The 15,162-nt window shown below is 39.3% G+C and carries 14 protein-coding genes and 1 pseudogene; 1 reads left to right on the plus strand and 14 read right to left on the minus strand.

The window, feature by feature from the left end; genetic code table 11:
* Position 1: 1 nt before the first annotated feature.
* The 7 genes from EV695_RS13860 to ccoS all read right to left on the minus strand — a co-directional run bounded on the left by EV695_RS13860 (position 2) and on the right by ccoS (position 5,597).
* The gene (locus tag EV695_RS13860) at positions 2–853 is read right to left on the minus strand and encodes a PilW family protein (RefSeq protein ID WP_131906576.1); all 852 of its coding nucleotides are present in this window, start codon (positions 851–853) and stop codon (positions 2–4) included.
* Positions 850–1,440, minus strand: coding sequence for a type IV pilus modification protein PilV (pilV, locus tag EV695_RS13865; protein ID WP_131906577.1), 591 nt, complete (start codon positions 1,438–1,440; stop codon positions 850–852). The genes EV695_RS13860 and pilV overlap by 4 nt, the downstream gene beginning before the upstream one ends.
* A gap of 416 nt (positions 1,441–1,856) precedes the next feature.
* A complete protein-coding gene (locus EV695_RS13870; protein ID WP_165874713.1) occupies positions 1,857–2,570 on the minus strand; it encodes a M48 family metallopeptidase in 714 nt (237 codons plus the stop codon).
* Complete coding sequence (locus tag EV695_RS13875) at positions 2,560–3,624, minus strand: AI-2E family transporter (RefSeq protein WP_131906579.1); 1,065 nt, start codon at positions 3,622–3,624, stop codon at positions 2,560–2,562. Before EV695_RS13875 ends, EV695_RS13870 begins: the two co-directional genes overlap by 11 nt.
* 54 nt (positions 3,625–3,678) lie before the next feature.
* Positions 3,679–4,080: a hypothetical protein gene (locus EV695_RS13880; protein WP_207907089.1), complete on the minus strand. Its 402-nt coding sequence runs from the start codon at positions 4,078–4,080 to the stop codon at positions 3,679–3,681.
* Positions 4,081–4,211: 131 nt separating this feature from the next.
* The gene (locus tag EV695_RS13885; protein WP_131906580.1) at positions 4,212–5,111 is read right to left on the minus strand and encodes a LysR family transcriptional regulator; all 900 of its coding nucleotides are present in this window, start codon (positions 5,109–5,111) and stop codon (positions 4,212–4,214) included.
* Positions 5,112–5,393: 282 nt separating this feature from the next.
* The gene (ccoS, locus tag EV695_RS13890) at positions 5,394–5,597 is read right to left on the minus strand and encodes a cbb3-type cytochrome oxidase assembly protein CcoS (protein ID WP_243651621.1); all 204 of its coding nucleotides are present in this window, start codon (positions 5,595–5,597) and stop codon (positions 5,394–5,396) included.
* A 403-nt stretch (positions 5,598–6,000) separates the two neighbouring features.
* Here ccoS and acs point away from each other — a divergent pair, with 403 nt between their 5' ends.
* The gene (gene acs, locus EV695_RS13895; protein ID WP_131906582.1) at positions 6,001–7,944 is read left to right on the plus strand and encodes an acetate--CoA ligase; all 1,944 of its coding nucleotides are present in this window, start codon (positions 6,001–6,003) and stop codon (positions 7,942–7,944) included.
* 220 nt (positions 7,945–8,164) lie between these two features.
* Here the strand turns inward: acs and EV695_RS13900 are convergent, their stop codons facing one another.
* The 7 genes and pseudogenes from EV695_RS13900 to EV695_RS13930 all read right to left on the minus strand — a co-directional run bounded on the left by EV695_RS13900 (position 8,165) and on the right by EV695_RS13930 (position 15,019).
* Positions 8,165–9,334 (minus strand): hypothetical protein, encoded by a 1,170-nt coding sequence (locus EV695_RS13900; RefSeq protein WP_207907090.1) that lies wholly within the window; start codon positions 9,332–9,334, stop codon positions 8,165–8,167.
* A gap of 65 nt (positions 9,335–9,399) precedes the next feature.
* A pseudogene (locus EV695_RS13905) lies at positions 9,400–9,864 on the minus strand (methyltransferase family protein); the annotation flags it as partial.
* Between the two features lie 41 nt (positions 9,865–9,905).
* On the minus strand, positions 9,906–10,280 hold the full coding sequence (locus EV695_RS13910; protein WP_131906584.1) for a TfoX/Sxy family protein: 375 nt from the start codon (positions 10,278–10,280) through the stop codon (positions 9,906–9,908).
* A 32-nt stretch (positions 10,281–10,312) separates the two neighbouring features.
* Positions 10,313–11,092, minus strand: a complete 780-nt coding sequence (locus EV695_RS13915; protein ID WP_131906585.1) for an outer membrane lipoprotein-sorting protein — start codon at positions 11,090–11,092, stop codon at positions 10,313–10,315.
* A 187-nt stretch (positions 11,093–11,279) separates the two neighbouring features.
* Positions 11,280–13,652 carry an efflux RND transporter permease subunit gene (locus EV695_RS13920; RefSeq protein ID WP_131906586.1) on the minus strand — a complete coding sequence of 791 codons (2,373 nt, stop codon included), beginning with the start codon at positions 13,650–13,652 and terminating at the stop codon, positions 11,280–11,282.
* Between the two features lie 10 nt (positions 13,653–13,662).
* A complete protein-coding gene (locus EV695_RS13925; RefSeq protein ID WP_165874714.1) occupies positions 13,663–14,367 on the minus strand; it encodes a TetR/AcrR family transcriptional regulator in 705 nt (234 codons plus the stop codon).
* Positions 14,368–14,488: 121 nt separating this feature from the next.
* Positions 14,489–15,019 carry a Rieske (2Fe-2S) protein gene (locus EV695_RS13930; protein ID WP_131906588.1) on the minus strand — a complete coding sequence of 177 codons (531 nt, stop codon included), beginning with the start codon at positions 15,017–15,019 and terminating at the stop codon, positions 14,489–14,491.
* Positions 15,020–15,162 lie beyond the last annotated feature (143 nt).

A 15,162-nucleotide genomic window follows, 5' to 3' on the forward strand; every position in this document is an offset into this window, starting at 1 on the left:
TTTAAAGTGTATTTCTAATGTTTACAGTAGTACTAAATACAGCTCTTCTATATCTGTCATTTGGTGAAACTACTGCTGTATCCAATAAGGAATAAGTAATTGATTCAGGCTCATCTTTAGTTTCTTTCAATGCTCTTACCAGAACACCAATTTGAACACTAATGACATCTGACCATGATCCATTTACATTTGTTGCATTTACATAACGGTCAACAGTTTTATCACCGTTAGCGTCAATGCCATATAAAATCTGCATATTTTCAACGCCTTCAGCGATGACTTGAGCCTCGTTAATCCTCGAACCCGCACACATTAGAGTGTCATCATTATTAAGGTAAAATGCATTATAAATGCTGGCAGTCTCTGGATCAGTTGTTGGTGAAATCTGACAATTTGCGGGTAAAGGTAAGCCAGAACAATCCCTTGAAACTTGATCATCACCAAGGTATACAACACCTATAGTGTCACCATTTACATCGTCATCTTCTGTTTCAATGCCTGCGAAAATACCTGTATTAACCACACTGGCTTCACCGCCACTACAAGTGCGAGACGTTATTCCACCGGTAATGAAATTATTCAACAATGGAGCACCAATATTTGATGCATATCCGGTATGTTCAAGAATATCTGACATAACCTCTAATGCTATCCGGCCATTATCTTCAAGCAGTGAAAATTGATCTCTCTGAATGCTAGACTTTTTACTACTTAAAAAAGAAGATGTTATACCGGCTAATAAAAACAGACCTATGATCATCGCGATCAATAACTCTATGAGTGATAAGCCCAATTGTTTTTTAAGGGGCGCATTCTTTGACTCATTATTACGAGCTCTTAATGTAAAACTCATGGCATGATTCTCGTATTTATAATAATGGATTCGGTCGTACCGTTTGTTTCAGCTTTATATTCCCTTTGATCCCAAAGTGCTTCAATCCTAACTTCACCATTCGCACAAATGGGGTCAGTTGGACAGGTAACATTCAATTCACCACCGGAAAATGTAGCGATATCATTAGCTGATGTAATTTGAACTCCACCTGTTCGATTACCAGCTCCGGATTGATATCCACAAACCAAATCTAGTTTATCTATTTGAGCGATTTGTGCATTTGTACAACTAGATGTACTAGCAGAACAAGATGGTGGTGTAGCAGAGCAATCAAAAGTTGTACTAGTAAATATATAGTCGCCAGCTACTACTCCGGCTTTATTAGAATTCATTCTTTCAGTGAGACTATGAACCAAACTCATCGCTTGCTGTTGCATGTATGAATGCTGAGTTCCTCTCATGCCCACTATCTGCAGACCAGCTACTCCAAGAATTCCAATTGATAGAATGAGTGCCGCAATCATTACTTCAATCAAACTAAAGCCTGATTGTTTTGATGCATTACTATTAATAATTTGAAAATTTTTGGAAGTCAGTCTTTTCACTATTATTCTCTGTATTATTTTTATATTTATGTTGAAGTAACTAATGATTGGTAAGTAAAACTATTCATCGAAGTTATAAAAACTCAGTAATTACAACGATGGAATATTTTCTTATATTACTGTTTTATCTAACAGCAATCACAAACAACAACTCTATTATTTTAACTATTATAACTGTATGTTTCTTAAGCTCAGTTGAACCGAGCTCATCTATTGATCAATAATTCTACATTTTCTTTATCATAATTAATATTATTTTGCCAATCCCAAGACTAGCGGTAGACACTCATTGATAAATGGTAATTTATAAGTCACCCCCCTACTTATAGGCTGATTTTTAAACACTTTTTACGGTAACTGGGAACCTTATTAGAGTAACAGCCTAATAAGAAAATAGGATATAGCGTGCTTCGCAACTACAAAACCACTTCTTTGCCTAATCGCTTTAACTCTCGCCTGTGTTTTTTATAATTTGGGTCACAATCTTCGACTAAATCCCAGAATCGGGAAGAATGATTCATTTCAAGGGTGTGACAAAGCTCGTGTATCATTACATATCGCACCACATCTACAGGCATAAACAGTAATTTACAGTTGAGATTGATATTTTTTTTACTCGAGCAGCTTCCCCAGCGTGTTTTCTGTGCCCTGATACTCAAACCGTTATAATGAAAACCATGTTCTTCTGCCAATTGTTGGAGCATCAAGGTAAAAATCTTTTTTGATTTTTTTTTACACCATTGATTAATAAGAAAATGCAGTTCACTGATATCAGAGATATCACCAGAAATTCTCAAACAATAATCATCGTCCTCTTGCAAACTCATTTGAGTACTTGATGGATTAATGTAATCGATATTCCACTGTTCATTCAAAACACGTAAATTCAATGACGTTGGGATTGTCTCTTTTTCAGAAATTGAAAGTTTGCTTAGATTTTTTTCTACCCAGACAGATTTCGACTGAATAAAAGAATGCCCCAAGCTATCAGGGGTTCCTGCGGGCAGGACAAGACTCAACTCACCTGAATTAGATAACTTGATTCTAATATGTTTTGCCCGTTTAGAGCGGACGACTAGATAGGGGTGAGCACCATCAGATAAGGCTAAAGAATATGTATCACTCTTCAAGTTCTTTTTGTGCCCTTGGCCAGGAATTAATAATTGCGTGAACCAACGTAGCCAATGGAATGGCAAAGAAGACGCCCCAAACACCCCACAAACCACCAAATAATAACACCGCAGTGATGATTGCAGCGGGATGCAAATTTACCATTTCTGAAAACAATAAAGGAACCAGTAAATTACCATCCAGAAACTGAATAACCCCATAAGCGATTATCACGTACACCGTTTCAGTAGAATAACCCCATTGAAAATAAGCCACAATCGCAACAGGCAAGGTAACAAGAGCTGCACCAACATAAGGAATTAATACGGAAACACCAACAGCAAATGACAATAGCATCGCATAGTTCAAGTTAAACACCATAAAGGTAATATACGTTATGACCCATACCACAACGATTTCCGCAAATTTACCTCTTACGTATCCTGCGATTTTACCGTTCATTTCATACCAAACCTGCGATACCAATGTTCTATCAGTAGGTAAGAATGCTTTAAACCAATTGATAATGATTTCTTTATCTTTAAGAAAGAAGAATATCAATAAAGGCACAACCACCAGATAAACCATAAAGGTGAGTAAATCTGACACAGAAGATAAAGAGAAACTAACGACGGCTTGAGAAAAATCAGTAATCTGGGTTCTTATCCCTATCAACAACTCGCTAACTTGCTGTTCAGAAATAATATTCGGATATTTTTCAGGCAACTGCATTAATAATGCCTGCCCCTGGGCAAACATTTTAGGAATTTCCAAAACAAACTGCGTAGCTTGTCTAAACAATAACGGCGCTAATATAAACAGCACGATTAATAACAATATAATAAACACACTAAAGGTAGACAGTATTGCAACCAGCCTTGGCACCTTGCGTTTTTTTAACATGCTGACAGCGCCATCGAGCAAATAGGCGATGATGATTGAAGCAAGTAAAGGTGTTAATACATCACCAATAAAATATAAAACAGTTGCACCTAAAACAAGCAATAACGCTAATATGGCTACCTGAGGGTCTGTAAAATGCCGGCGATACCAGTCATTAACGAGTTTTAACATAATTTAAGCTTATCTCTTTTGTACTTTATAATTTATTTTTATTTATTGATGAGCTTAATTGTTTGGGCCTTGGTATTCTTTCAAAAATACCGCTTCAAGCTCATCGATAATCTGTTCTGCTTCCTTTCCCTGCAACATATGAGCCGTCATAAGATCGGATATCGGGTGTAAAATATTATCCTTATTTACCATAGGATAAGTCTCACTCAGTCTTTTAATAGCTTTTATGACACTCTCATTTTCAGGGCGTTCAATATCAAGAGGTTCAGTAAGGGATGTTTCCTTACCTTCCTGCTCTAACGATACTTTAGCTTCTTCAGATGCTTGAGTTAGTAAAAATTCTGCAAAAGAAACTAATGTCTGTTGCTTGGAAGCATCAAGCCCTTTAAAAAGCTTGAGCAGCTTTCGCTCAGTTTTACTGCCTTGAATAGGCATTGTTGGTAAGGTTGGCAACATTTACTTCTACTCTACCGCTAAATAACTATTACTAAAGGTATTAAAACAAAATAATAGCACGATAAGCAAAAAAAATCGGACAAAAAAATCGGAGAACAAAGTCTCCGATTTTTTAGCTAACAACAAGGTTACTATTTATTTTCTTTACAATAGCTTCTGGCAAAATCCAGTAGCTCTTCCATGGTTCTTACACGGAATTTTTGACGCTGCCTAACAAAAGAAAACTCTCTGCTTAGAGGCGGGTCTAGTGGAACTGTTACCAACGTACCAAGTTTTAATTCCTTTGCCAAGCTCACACTAGACAATACAGAAATACCCATTCCCGCTTGTATCGCACCTTTTATAGCTTCTGGACTACCTAGCTCTAAACAGGCTTTCAAAGCATGCTTGCCAACACCTTGAGCTCTCAGGTGATCAACGATTACTTCTCTTGTGCCTGATCCTTCTTCACGACAGATGAAAGGATATTCAAGCATCTTTTTAACAGAGATAGCTTTTTGTTTAGCCAATTCATGATCTGGAGGTACAACAACCACAAGGTCGTCTTTACGACAGATTTCCACCAACAAATTTTTATTTGTAACAGGACCTTCAACCACACCTAAATCAATGACATTGTTTTCGACCATCGAAACAATACCCTCAGTATTAGATACTCTAAGCCTCAGCAACACTTCAGGATTCTTTGCATTAAAGTCTCCTAGTAATGCCGGTAGCATATATTCGGATATGGTTGTTGAAGCCCCAAGTGTCAACGAACCACTAATACTGCCCGTTATCTCACGAATAGCATTTTCCATTTCTGAATATTTTTCAAAAATGATTTCTGCATATTCAAACGCGACATGCCCTGCCTCTGTGAGGCTAACCCTGTTATGAGCACGATCGAATAATCTTGTATCAAATTGTTCTTCTAGCTGACGAATTTGAAACGTAACGGCAGGTTGTGTCATGTGTAGTACTTCTGCAGCTTTTGTAAAGCTCAGCAGTCTAGCTACAGCATGAAATACCTGTAATCTCCTATCTGACATAGGTTTTTGTACTCCTAAATTAACTCTTACTCGCAATAATTGAATGCTAAGAAATATTTTTATTATTATCCTTAGCAACTGTATTTATATAACAATCAACTTATATAGTAGGTGAACTCCTTTAAAAATCAAGAAACCCGACCTTTTTAGACCCTGTCTAGAAAATATTTTTATTACAAGATACTTTTTTTGACACTATAAAATTATTATATAACCCTTGTACTTTACTCTGTTACTAAAAATACTAAAGTAACATTCAAAATGATACGGTATCAGAAAAATCTAAATCTGATTTTGCTCTTTATCTATTTGAGAAACCTCGGTTTTTTTTTGCTCCGATGAATTACCAGGAATTCTAGGATCATCATCGTCCATCAGAATCCTATGTGCTGGTCCTTCCATATCATCGTACTGACCACTTTTCACCGTCAGCACAAACGCAAAAACGACAATCAACATGACTAGAACTCCAATCAAAATTGTCATTGATAAAGCACCCATATTTTTTACACCTTCAATTCACCTTAATTCATTTATTTAATATAAAAACATCTTGAATTTTAAATCATTGATCTTTTTATAGTAAACACTTCAAGATATCAATACTAATAGCAAATCACATGCCAACTTTGTATCTTGTTGTTTTTATTAGTAAAATATTTTTTACTCTATTTATACATATATTTAATAGCGACAAATACTGACACTATTAAAGACAACTTTTGCTCAATCATGACAACAGCACTTGCCAAATATAATGTAAGTATTACATTATGCTATTACAACTAATTAATGAGGATGCAAAATATAAGCATTCAATATTATCAAATTGTGAGAAGTCGTATTCGTACGCGAGCATAAACATAACGATAACTAATAGGAGAAGCACATGCCAGACATTGTACACCCCGTATCTGTCGAATTTGCAGCAAATGCAAATATTAATGCAGAGCAATACCAAGCTATGTACAAAGAGTCCATAGACAACCCCGACGGATTCTGGGCAGAACAAGCCAATAAATATGTATCCTGGTTCAAACCTTGGGATACGGTATCAGACTGGAGCTTTGATCAGGAAGATCTTCATATCGAATGGTTTAAAAATGCCAAATTGAATGTCTCATATAACTGCCTTGACCGTCATTTAGAAAAACGCGGCGATCAGGTTGCAATTATCTGGGAAGGCGATAGCCCAGAAGATGACCGCAAGATTACCTACAAAGAACTTCACGAAGAAGTTTCACGCTTCGCAAACGTACTGAAAGATCGCGGCGTGCAAAAAGGTGATCGTGTATCACTTTACCTACCAATGATTCCAGAAGCTGCAGTGGCAATGCTTGCTTGTACGCGTATCGGCGCTATCCATTCAATCGTATTCGGTGGCTTTTCACCTGACGCATTAGCAAGTCGTATCAACGATTCTGATTGTAAAGTTGTCATCACTTCTGACCAATCAATGCGTGGCGGACGTAAAATCCCACTGAAAGTGAATGCTGACACAGCTATTGATAATTGCCCTGGCGTGACTACCTGTATCGTTGTTCGTCGTGGTGGTGATGACGTAGCATGGACAGAAGGCCGTGATATCTGGTACGACGAAGCTATTGCAGCTGCAAGCCCAGATTGTCCTCCAGAAGAAATGGACTCAGAAGACCCGCTATTTATCCTCTACACGTCTGGTTCTACAGGAACACCAAAAGGTGTACTTCACTCAACTGGTGGTTATCTGGTTCAAGCCGCAATGACACACGAAGCTGTGTTTGATTATAAAGACGGTGATGTTTACTGGTGTACGGCTGACGTTGGCTGGGTAACAGGACACACTTACATCGTATATGGCCCGCTAGCCAACGGTGCAACAACCTTAATGTTTGAAGGCATACCAACCTACCCTGATATTTCACGTTTCTGGCAAGTCGTTGATAAGCACAAAGTTAACATTTTCTATACTGCTCCAACTGCAATCCGTTCATTAATGGGTGCTGGTAATGGTCCTGTAGAATCAACCTCTCGCGAGACCTTACGCGTACTTGGAACCGTTGGCGAGCCAATCAACCCAGAAGCCTGGGAGTGGTACCACGGTGTTGTCGGTAATGGAAAATGCCCTATCGTTGATACCTGGTGGCAAACAGAAACAGGCTCACACATGATGACTCCATTACCAGGCGCGCATGCATTGAAGCCGGGTTCTGCGACAGCGCCATTCTTTGGTGTTCACCCTGTATTACTGGATGACGAAGGCAACGAGATTGAAGGAAACCCTGCATCAGGTAATCTGGCAATCGATCGTCCATGGCCTGCCATGATTCGCACGGTATTTGGTGACCACAAGCGTTTCTACGAAACATACTTCTCAATGTTTAAAGGTTATTACTTTACGGGTGATGGCGCGAAACGTGACGAAGATGGAAACTACTGGATCACAGGACGTGTTGATGACGTATTAAACGTATCTGGTCATCGTCTTGGAACGGCTGAAATCGAAGCGGCTCTTGGCTTACATGAAGTTGTTGCGGAAGCTGCTGTTGTTGGTTACCCACACGATCTTACTGGTCAGGGAATTTACGCTTACGTTACACTAATGGATGGCGAAGAAGGATCAGAAGAGCTTAAAGCAGAACTGGTTAAACTTGTTCGTGGCGAAATCGGACCGATTGCAAAAATCAACATTATTCAATTTGCTCCAGGCTTACCTAAGACACGTTCTGGTAAAATCATGCGTCGCATCTTACGTAAGATAGCGGCAGATGAAGTTGATGGATTGGGCGATACATCTACACTTGCTGATCCATCTGTTGTGGATGACTTGATTGATAATCGCGAAAATCGTTAATAGCCCATTAAATACCTAATAATCAGATAGATGATTATTAGGTATTTATAAGCAAAAAAACCGCCTGTAAGTGGGGAGGTGCCTTTAAAGTCACCCCCCTACTTTAAGGCGGTTTTTTTTATTCATTAAATATTGTTATTTAACGGAATTACTGTGGTTTCAGGATGATACCTATCAAGACCCATTTACGACTATTTCGAAACGTGATGACGTTTGAATCTTAAAAGAACTTTTCTAGCTCTACCTGAATATAATCATCTTTGCTAAAGGTGTAAAAAGGATCATTCTCATCCACATCGGTAAAAACCTGTCCTTCTATATTCAGCTTCATACCATTACCAATTCTTCGACTTGCTTCTAATCTCAAACTTTTTGAAGAGTTATCTAAATCGACAAAAGCACCTGCTAACAACTCACTACTGTCTTCATCATTTAACGCCAGACGCGCACCAAAAAACAGATCGTTCTGAAAGGGAGCGTTGGCTACTTCTCCACGCGAATCTCTATGGTATTCAGCCAGCAAACCCAGTTCTGCACCAGATTCTGAGATAGCGGGTAAGGTATATTCAAAACCACCCACCGCTGCAGAGTAATCATCCCCCTTTCGCTTTCGATGTATCGCTTCTAACTTCCAGATGATAGCTTCCCCTGTGTATTGAAGATCTAAACCAAGCTGGGTAATTAACGGATAATGTGGCACCAGAACTGCTTCCCCATTTTTCTGACCTATACGTAAATCCGGATCGCGCGAAGTACCGTCGAAGAGATGCACCCCAAAATCAAATTCGTCTAACGACTCTGACCAACGCACCGCATAATCTATGTGTTTATCTTCAGAAGCTGACTCATACGTTGCAGCATCTGTATCGACCACCAACGGCGATCGAAACCGTCCATTAACACCCGAAAACGTCCTCTCGCGAAAATAAGGCAATACAAAGAAATCCACTGAACCCGTATCTGTGAGACGACTCACACGAAACATGGGCTGACCGAGTTTATCCTCGCCATCGATCCCCTCAACACCATCGGTCTGATTAATAATATCTACTAGATGCTGCGACTCTGTTACACCCCAGAATTTTTTGCTGATACCAAGCTGATATTCCCAGTCTCCTTTACTCACCAGGTAATCTAGCTGACGGATATCACCATGGGTTCTTTCGTCGTCATTTTCATCCCAACGATAGAAAGGTGTGAAGGTAAACTGCTGGTCTTCATTATCCCACTTGTGTTTAAACTCAGGCAGAAAACTCAATGACACCCCCCCACTTTCGGCCTGTTTTTCATAAGCAGGATCGGTAGTAAACAAACGTCCTTCAACCGCAACATTGCCTGAGAGCTCAGCAGCAGTCACAGTAGAAGTGAACGCCAAAGCTGCAATAGACACAGCCAGTCTCTTTACTGATAGCGACAAATTACCCCCGAAACATTTGTTGAATAGATGTTGATTTTTTAAAGCCATCGTCTAACCCTGTTTTTATAGTCTAAATATTCGTTCGTAAATTTCTGCTCTAGCATGCGTTCTTCCGGCTTTATCTGCATCTCTGTAATGACCCAATAAAACGCAGGTAACATAATAAAAGGAGACAAACTACCTAGCCATATACCGAAACCAAACAAGATAATTAACATACCAAGATACATAGGATTACGGCTATATTGATACAATCCCTTGGTGACAATACCAGAAGTATTTTCGGGTTTCATCGGATTGGGCGTGGTCTTCTTTTTCAAAAACAGTAATAACGACCAGACATCAAAACTCACTGCAATAACAATAATCACCAAACCAATTTTGTTCCAGGGTGTTTGAATAATCTCGGCAACTGGCATGTATTTACTCAGTAACCACATGAGAATGGCAATACTGATCGCATAAACGGGTGGTGGGATTTTAAGTTGTAACATGTAAAAGCTTCCGTGCTTTTGGTTAAATTTGTCTTTTCTATTTCAGTATTTTACTGCGAACGGCTCGCTGCTTGTAACGCTTCTTTAGCCCATTCGTGCATTACATCCTGATCTTCAAAACAGCTTTCTGGGGCGGTATAAAATTTACGCACTTTAACCGTACCCGTTTTCTTTTCGTATTCAAAAGGCGTCATGCCCAGCGTTTCATATTTTGGACGACTTTGATCATCAACCACAAAATACAGAACATCATCGATAATCATTGCAAACTGGATTTCTTCCAACTGCTCCTGATACTCACCCTCTGGGCTCACCCGATAACGAGATCTTAACGATTTACCACCGAAGAATGCTTTAACACTGACATCAGGCACATCGCAGAGTAAATCCTGAATATATGCGAGATACTCTGCTGATACTGACATAGACTTTTCTCAACGCCTTATTTCGTATACGTTTAACGCGCTAGTGACTTTTTATTGAAATCACGTTTTGATAAACCGGTTTTAAATTTGTAGTTAGTCCACTCTAAAGTGGTACTTTTACCCGTTTGATGGTTCTGCATTGCCATCAACGCTGGTCTCCAATGCTTACCTGCGTATTGTTTAAATCCAGTAGCATTTAAGGTCTTTAACAAAGAATTTTTACGATCATAGTACATCACTTTTACTGGTCGATAAGCCTGGGTATCAATCCACGTCACCTGCTTTGTGTAGCCGGAATATTTATACGCAGGAATGCGTTCAATCACATGACACTTCATGCCATTTCCGCACGGCTCTTCTTTGAGGTAGTTGTATGTAAATTTCTCGACTTCCTGTGATCCCAAATCTTCAAAGGCAAACTCACTCCCCATAAAAGGACCAGATTTGTTTTTCGAATTAATTCGCTTAACACGCTTAAGTGCAGGAAGGTAAAGCCATTGATCATCAGGTTTTAAACCATGAGAAAAGGTCAGCATCGCCGTGCCTTTGACATCAGCCGGCTCATCGAATAAGGATAAAGACTTATCGCCATCACCCTTACCTTCTAAGGTTTTGATACGAATAATTCGACGGCTGGTTTTACCCGCACGGTTTTTCAAGGTCATTACCATATTCGCAGTGAAATCAGAAAAGCCCTGGTCACTGAGGTCTGCCGCTTTAGCAATTCTTAGCCCTTTTTCTGCAGGTGTTTCAGCAAATACACCCAATGATGAAACAGTTAACAATGTCGCTAGTAACAGTTTGATTTTCATTCTCTCTCCAATTATTCATACTTTTTGTTAAGTCTTATCTATCCAATTAAGACTCGATAATTACTTTGCAGTTCAATCACTGCGATAGTCGGTTCTTCTACTATCGAACCTTTTCTTTATATTCGTGTTCGTTTTGCAACGAATACCTACGACCTTTTCATTTTATGATCTTTTTATACATTTCACATTAAATCTGATTTTCACTAATGACAGCCGCAACAGGTTCTGTCACTTTTTTATCTTTGTTCAACCAGGCGTCCAGCTTTATAAGAAGTGGCGGTAACAACAAGAAATCAACAATCAACGCGATTGCGATAACTATCGCGGTTAGCAGCCCCATGCCTGAATTCAATTTAAAGGAGGATGTTGCTAACACCAAAAAGCCTGCAACCAATGCCACAGAGGTCACCCAAAGAGCCACGCCTACCGTAGAAAAGGCATAACGCACCGCATCTTCAGCACCCAATCCTTTTTCTCGTCTGGCGCGTAAATATTTAGATAAAAAGTGAATGGTATCGTCTACCACAATCCCCAACGTCATTGCTGTAACCACCGACAATGCCAAGCCAATCTCACCACTAATAAGCGCCCAGATACCAAATGCCATGCCGGCAGGGACAAGATTAGGGATTAAACTCAATAAACCATATCGCCACGACTTCAGGGCAAAAACCAGAATCAACGAAATCAGCACTAAAGCGATGGTTGTTCCACTAATCATACTGATAATATTTTTCATACCAATATGGGCAAACATGATTGTAGGGCTAGCGCCAACTGCTTTCAGATGTGGCATATTCTGTTCCATCCACTGATCAACCCGGGTTTCCATCTCTAGCACTTGTTTTGTCGATATGGTCTTCAACGTCACGGTGATACGCGTACTCTTCTTATCGATATCGATCTGATTATTCAAATCCAGACCGAAGGGCAAAGACATTTCGTATAGCAACAGATATTGCGCAGCCATTTCTCGGGATTCAGGTAGCTTGTAATAGCTCTTATCATCGCCGTGCATATTTTTATTTAAACGGGTGAAAGTATCCGTAACAGTATTAACATGAACCACTTCTGGTTGAGTATTTAGCCAATCCGTAAATTTCTTGATATTCACCAACACATCGGGATCGGAGATATCACCGGTGTTTTCTGTATTAATAGAATATTCGATATTATAAATACCGGTTAAATTTTGACTGATAAAATCAGTATCCCGACGAAACTCAATGCGTTCATCAAAGTACTCAACAAACACATCGTTTAATTCATTGATTGGAATAAGCGAAATCAAGACAACTGCGATTAAGCTCATACCTACTAACAGAGATTTTTGCTTCGCAATCACCCATTCCGCAAACGAAGACATGATTTTTAAGGTGTGCGTATCTTTTTTCTTTTCCCTAATCGGTAAAAGAGTCGCTATTGCTGGCAGAAAGAATATAGAGAAGATAAATGCTGCAATTACTCCCATTGCGGCAACATTCCCCAGGTCGCGAAAAGGTGGCGCATCACTTGTATTAAGAGATAAGAAACCTATAGCAGTGGTGACGGAAGTCAAAAATACCGGCATAAAGTTGACCCTAAGACTTTCAACCATTGCCGTTTTCTTGTCAGACCCCTGACGAATTTCAGATAACCAGGTGGAAAGGATATGCACGCAATCCGCAACCGCCAGCGTCATAATAATGACGGGTGCAGACATCACAGGAGAAGACAGTTCGATTCCCAGCCAACCGGCTAAACCAAACGCTGTAATGACAGAAAACAAAATCACCAGCAAGGTCGTTAAGGTTCCGGAAACACTTCTTAACAATAAAAAGACGGTAATTAATATCAGCAATAACGCCATCGGCAAAAGATGTGACATATCGTAAATAGTCGCCTCACCAAAAGCATTATTCATCATTACGATGCCTGATAAATGAACGCTTAGTTCGGGGTATGTTTTTTCGATATAGCTTTTTAGTTCGCGGACAGAAGTAACCACTTCTGAAACTTGCTTAGTAGGGTCCGCAGCGATTGTTCCACCTTTACCATCGGGAATTTGTTTGGGAAATTCCATGGTGATATTGATAGCACTCACATGTGCTTTTTCTGATATCAAACGATGCAGTAATAGTGGCTCATTCAGCGCAATCGCTTTAATACGAGTGAGCTCATCTGCATCCAGCTCACTCGCTTCCTCAAACAAATTAGCCACCGACATATCATCTTCTACAGATTCACTGTGTTGATAGTTTGATAGTGAATCGACTCGAATTGAATAAGGTGTTTGCCACGCTTTTTCGGTGACATCTTCTATTGCAGTGAGTGTTTCTGTTTTAAACACAACACCGTCTTTAGGCGCCAATACAAGGATGACATTGTCATTTTTGGTATAGGTATTTTGTAATTCTTCGAAGGCTTGTAAACGAGGATCATCTGCCGAGAAGAATATCCGGTAATCGTTATTAAAAAATAGATTCTTAGCGCCAACACCCGCTAATAACATAAATAAAACAGACAGTATTAACAAAGCCCAACGAAATTGAATAACACTCTCAGCATACTTCTTTACCATGCTCTTTTTCCTAAGTTTTTTTAGTTGGCCGTAACGATTCTAATTGATCTATAAGACCCTGACCGCAACTCAGCAAGGCATCTTTACTTTGCAAACTTTTAGCGTATCCCAGACACCCTTCTAGGGATGCAACAAACAACAATGAGGCTTGTTTGGAATCGACACTATTCTTGAAATTACCTGCCAGCTTTCCTCTTTCGCAAGCCGCTTCGATGGCTTCTTGCCACTCCGAATATACTTTTGAAATACGCTCTCTAAACCCTTCATCTATCGGTGACATTTCTTGAGCCAGATTATTCATCGGACAACCTAAGCGGATATCCGCATCAGTCATAATCTTAGAGGTATTGATCAAAATATCCTGAATCGTTCTGATCGGATCATCGGTTTGATTCAATGGTTCGATCCAGTTTTCTTTAATCGACTGAAAAATAAATTCATCAACCACCGCATAGCCAAGATCCATCTTATTTTTGAAATGATGGTATAGAGCACCCTTGGTGGTGCCGGTATTTTTAAGAATATTATTTAGAGAAGCCGCCTGAAAACCACAGTGATAGATTTCATTAAAGGCTGCAAGCAGGATTTTTTCACGAGTAGCTGAGCTTTTACTTAAAGGCTCAGAACCTTCAGCGTCAGCGGAACACGGGCATAAACTTGACCATAATTTCCACCAGCTTTGGGGAGTTTCAATAGTTTTTGAAAGTGATTTCATTAATTCAGTACCATACATACATACCGGTTGGTATGCAAACTTATGGTTTAGTCATTAATAAAAGCAATAAAACCCTCTGTAAGTAGGGGGGTGCTTGAATAATTAAGAATTCCGGTAGCAATTATTCCCAGGCCCCTATTTTTATCAAATTACCATCAAAATAATGTGGCGGAATGGTTAATTGATAACTCAACTGATTCGGAAAAACGGGCAGTCCATTTTCATCAAAAACATTCTTGGAACAGGTATCATTAAACTCACCTTTGGCATAATACAAAGGACAGTTACCCGAATCGCCATGATTTATGAAAACAAAATATTCTGGTTTGATTGATCGAGTCTCGGTTGATAAGGACTTATGCAAGGTATCTTTTGATGAGTCACTGCCCTCTTCTGATTGAGCTTTTTTAGTAAATTGCCGATAAAGCACTGCGGCTTCTTTTACTCCCCAACGCACTTTTCTTATTTCACCTTTTCGCATATCGCTGATATCGATAGCAACCGTAGCAATTTGCTTTTCTTTTTTAACTTTCTGATTATTGTCTTGTTGATTGGTAAATAAAGAATTAACAAATACCGCGATTAAAACGAATAAACCAACGAAAAATAATGATTTCAAAATAACGCGAAACAATAAACGACGGTTTTCCATAGAATGCACAAATCAAAAATAAAACATTATAGTGAAAATACGAGATCAAAGAACGATAAACTACTGAAAAAGAAATACCAAATGATCACTAATGATACGCAATCCTTACTAGCGATTAATACGCCAGTCTGTTAATTTACACG

Source organism: Cocleimonas flava (assembly GCF_004339015.1).
Classification (GTDB): Bacteria; Pseudomonadota; Gammaproteobacteria; order Thiotrichales; family Thiotrichaceae; genus Cocleimonas; species Cocleimonas flava.

Bases quoted from the DNA above. Each gene is read 5' to 3' on its own strand.
- EV695_RS13860 (WP_131906576.1), bottom strand. From the start codon at position 853: ATGAGTTTTACATTAAGAGCTCGTAATAATGAGTCAAAGAATGCGCCC.
- EV695_RS13875 (WP_131906579.1), bottom strand. From the start codon at position 3,624: ATGTTAAAACTCGTTAATGACTGGTATCGCCGGCATTTTACAGACCCT.
- EV695_RS13880 (WP_207907089.1), bottom strand. From the start codon at position 4,080: ATGTTGCCAACCTTACCAACAATGCCTATTCAAGGCAGTAAAACTGAG.
- EV695_RS13885 (WP_131906580.1), bottom strand. From the start codon at position 5,111: ATGTCAGATAGGAGATTACAGGTATTTCATGCTGTAGCTAGACTGCTG.
- ccoS (WP_243651621.1), bottom strand. From the start codon at position 5,597: ATGACAATTTTGATTGGAGTTCTAGTCATGTTGATTGTCGTTTTTGCG.
- acs (WP_131906582.1), top strand. From the start codon at position 6,001: ATGCCAGACATTGTACACCCCGTATCTGTCGAATTTGCAGCAAATGCA.
- EV695_RS13910 (WP_131906584.1), bottom strand. From the start codon at position 10,280: ATGTCAGTATCAGCAGAGTATCTCGCATATATTCAGGATTTACTCTGC.
- EV695_RS13915 (WP_131906585.1), bottom strand. From the start codon at position 11,092: ATGAAAATCAAACTGTTACTAGCGACATTGTTAACTGTTTCATCATTG.
- EV695_RS13920 (WP_131906586.1), bottom strand. From the start codon at position 13,652: ATGGTAAAGAAGTATGCTGAGAGTGTTATTCAATTTCGTTGGGCTTTG.
- EV695_RS13925 (WP_165874714.1), bottom strand. From the start codon at position 14,367: ATGAAATCACTTTCAAAAACTATTGAAACTCCCCAAAGCTGGTGGAAA.
- EV695_RS13930 (WP_131906588.1), bottom strand. From the start codon at position 15,019: ATGGAAAACCGTCGTTTATTGTTTCGCGTTATTTTGAAATCATTATTT.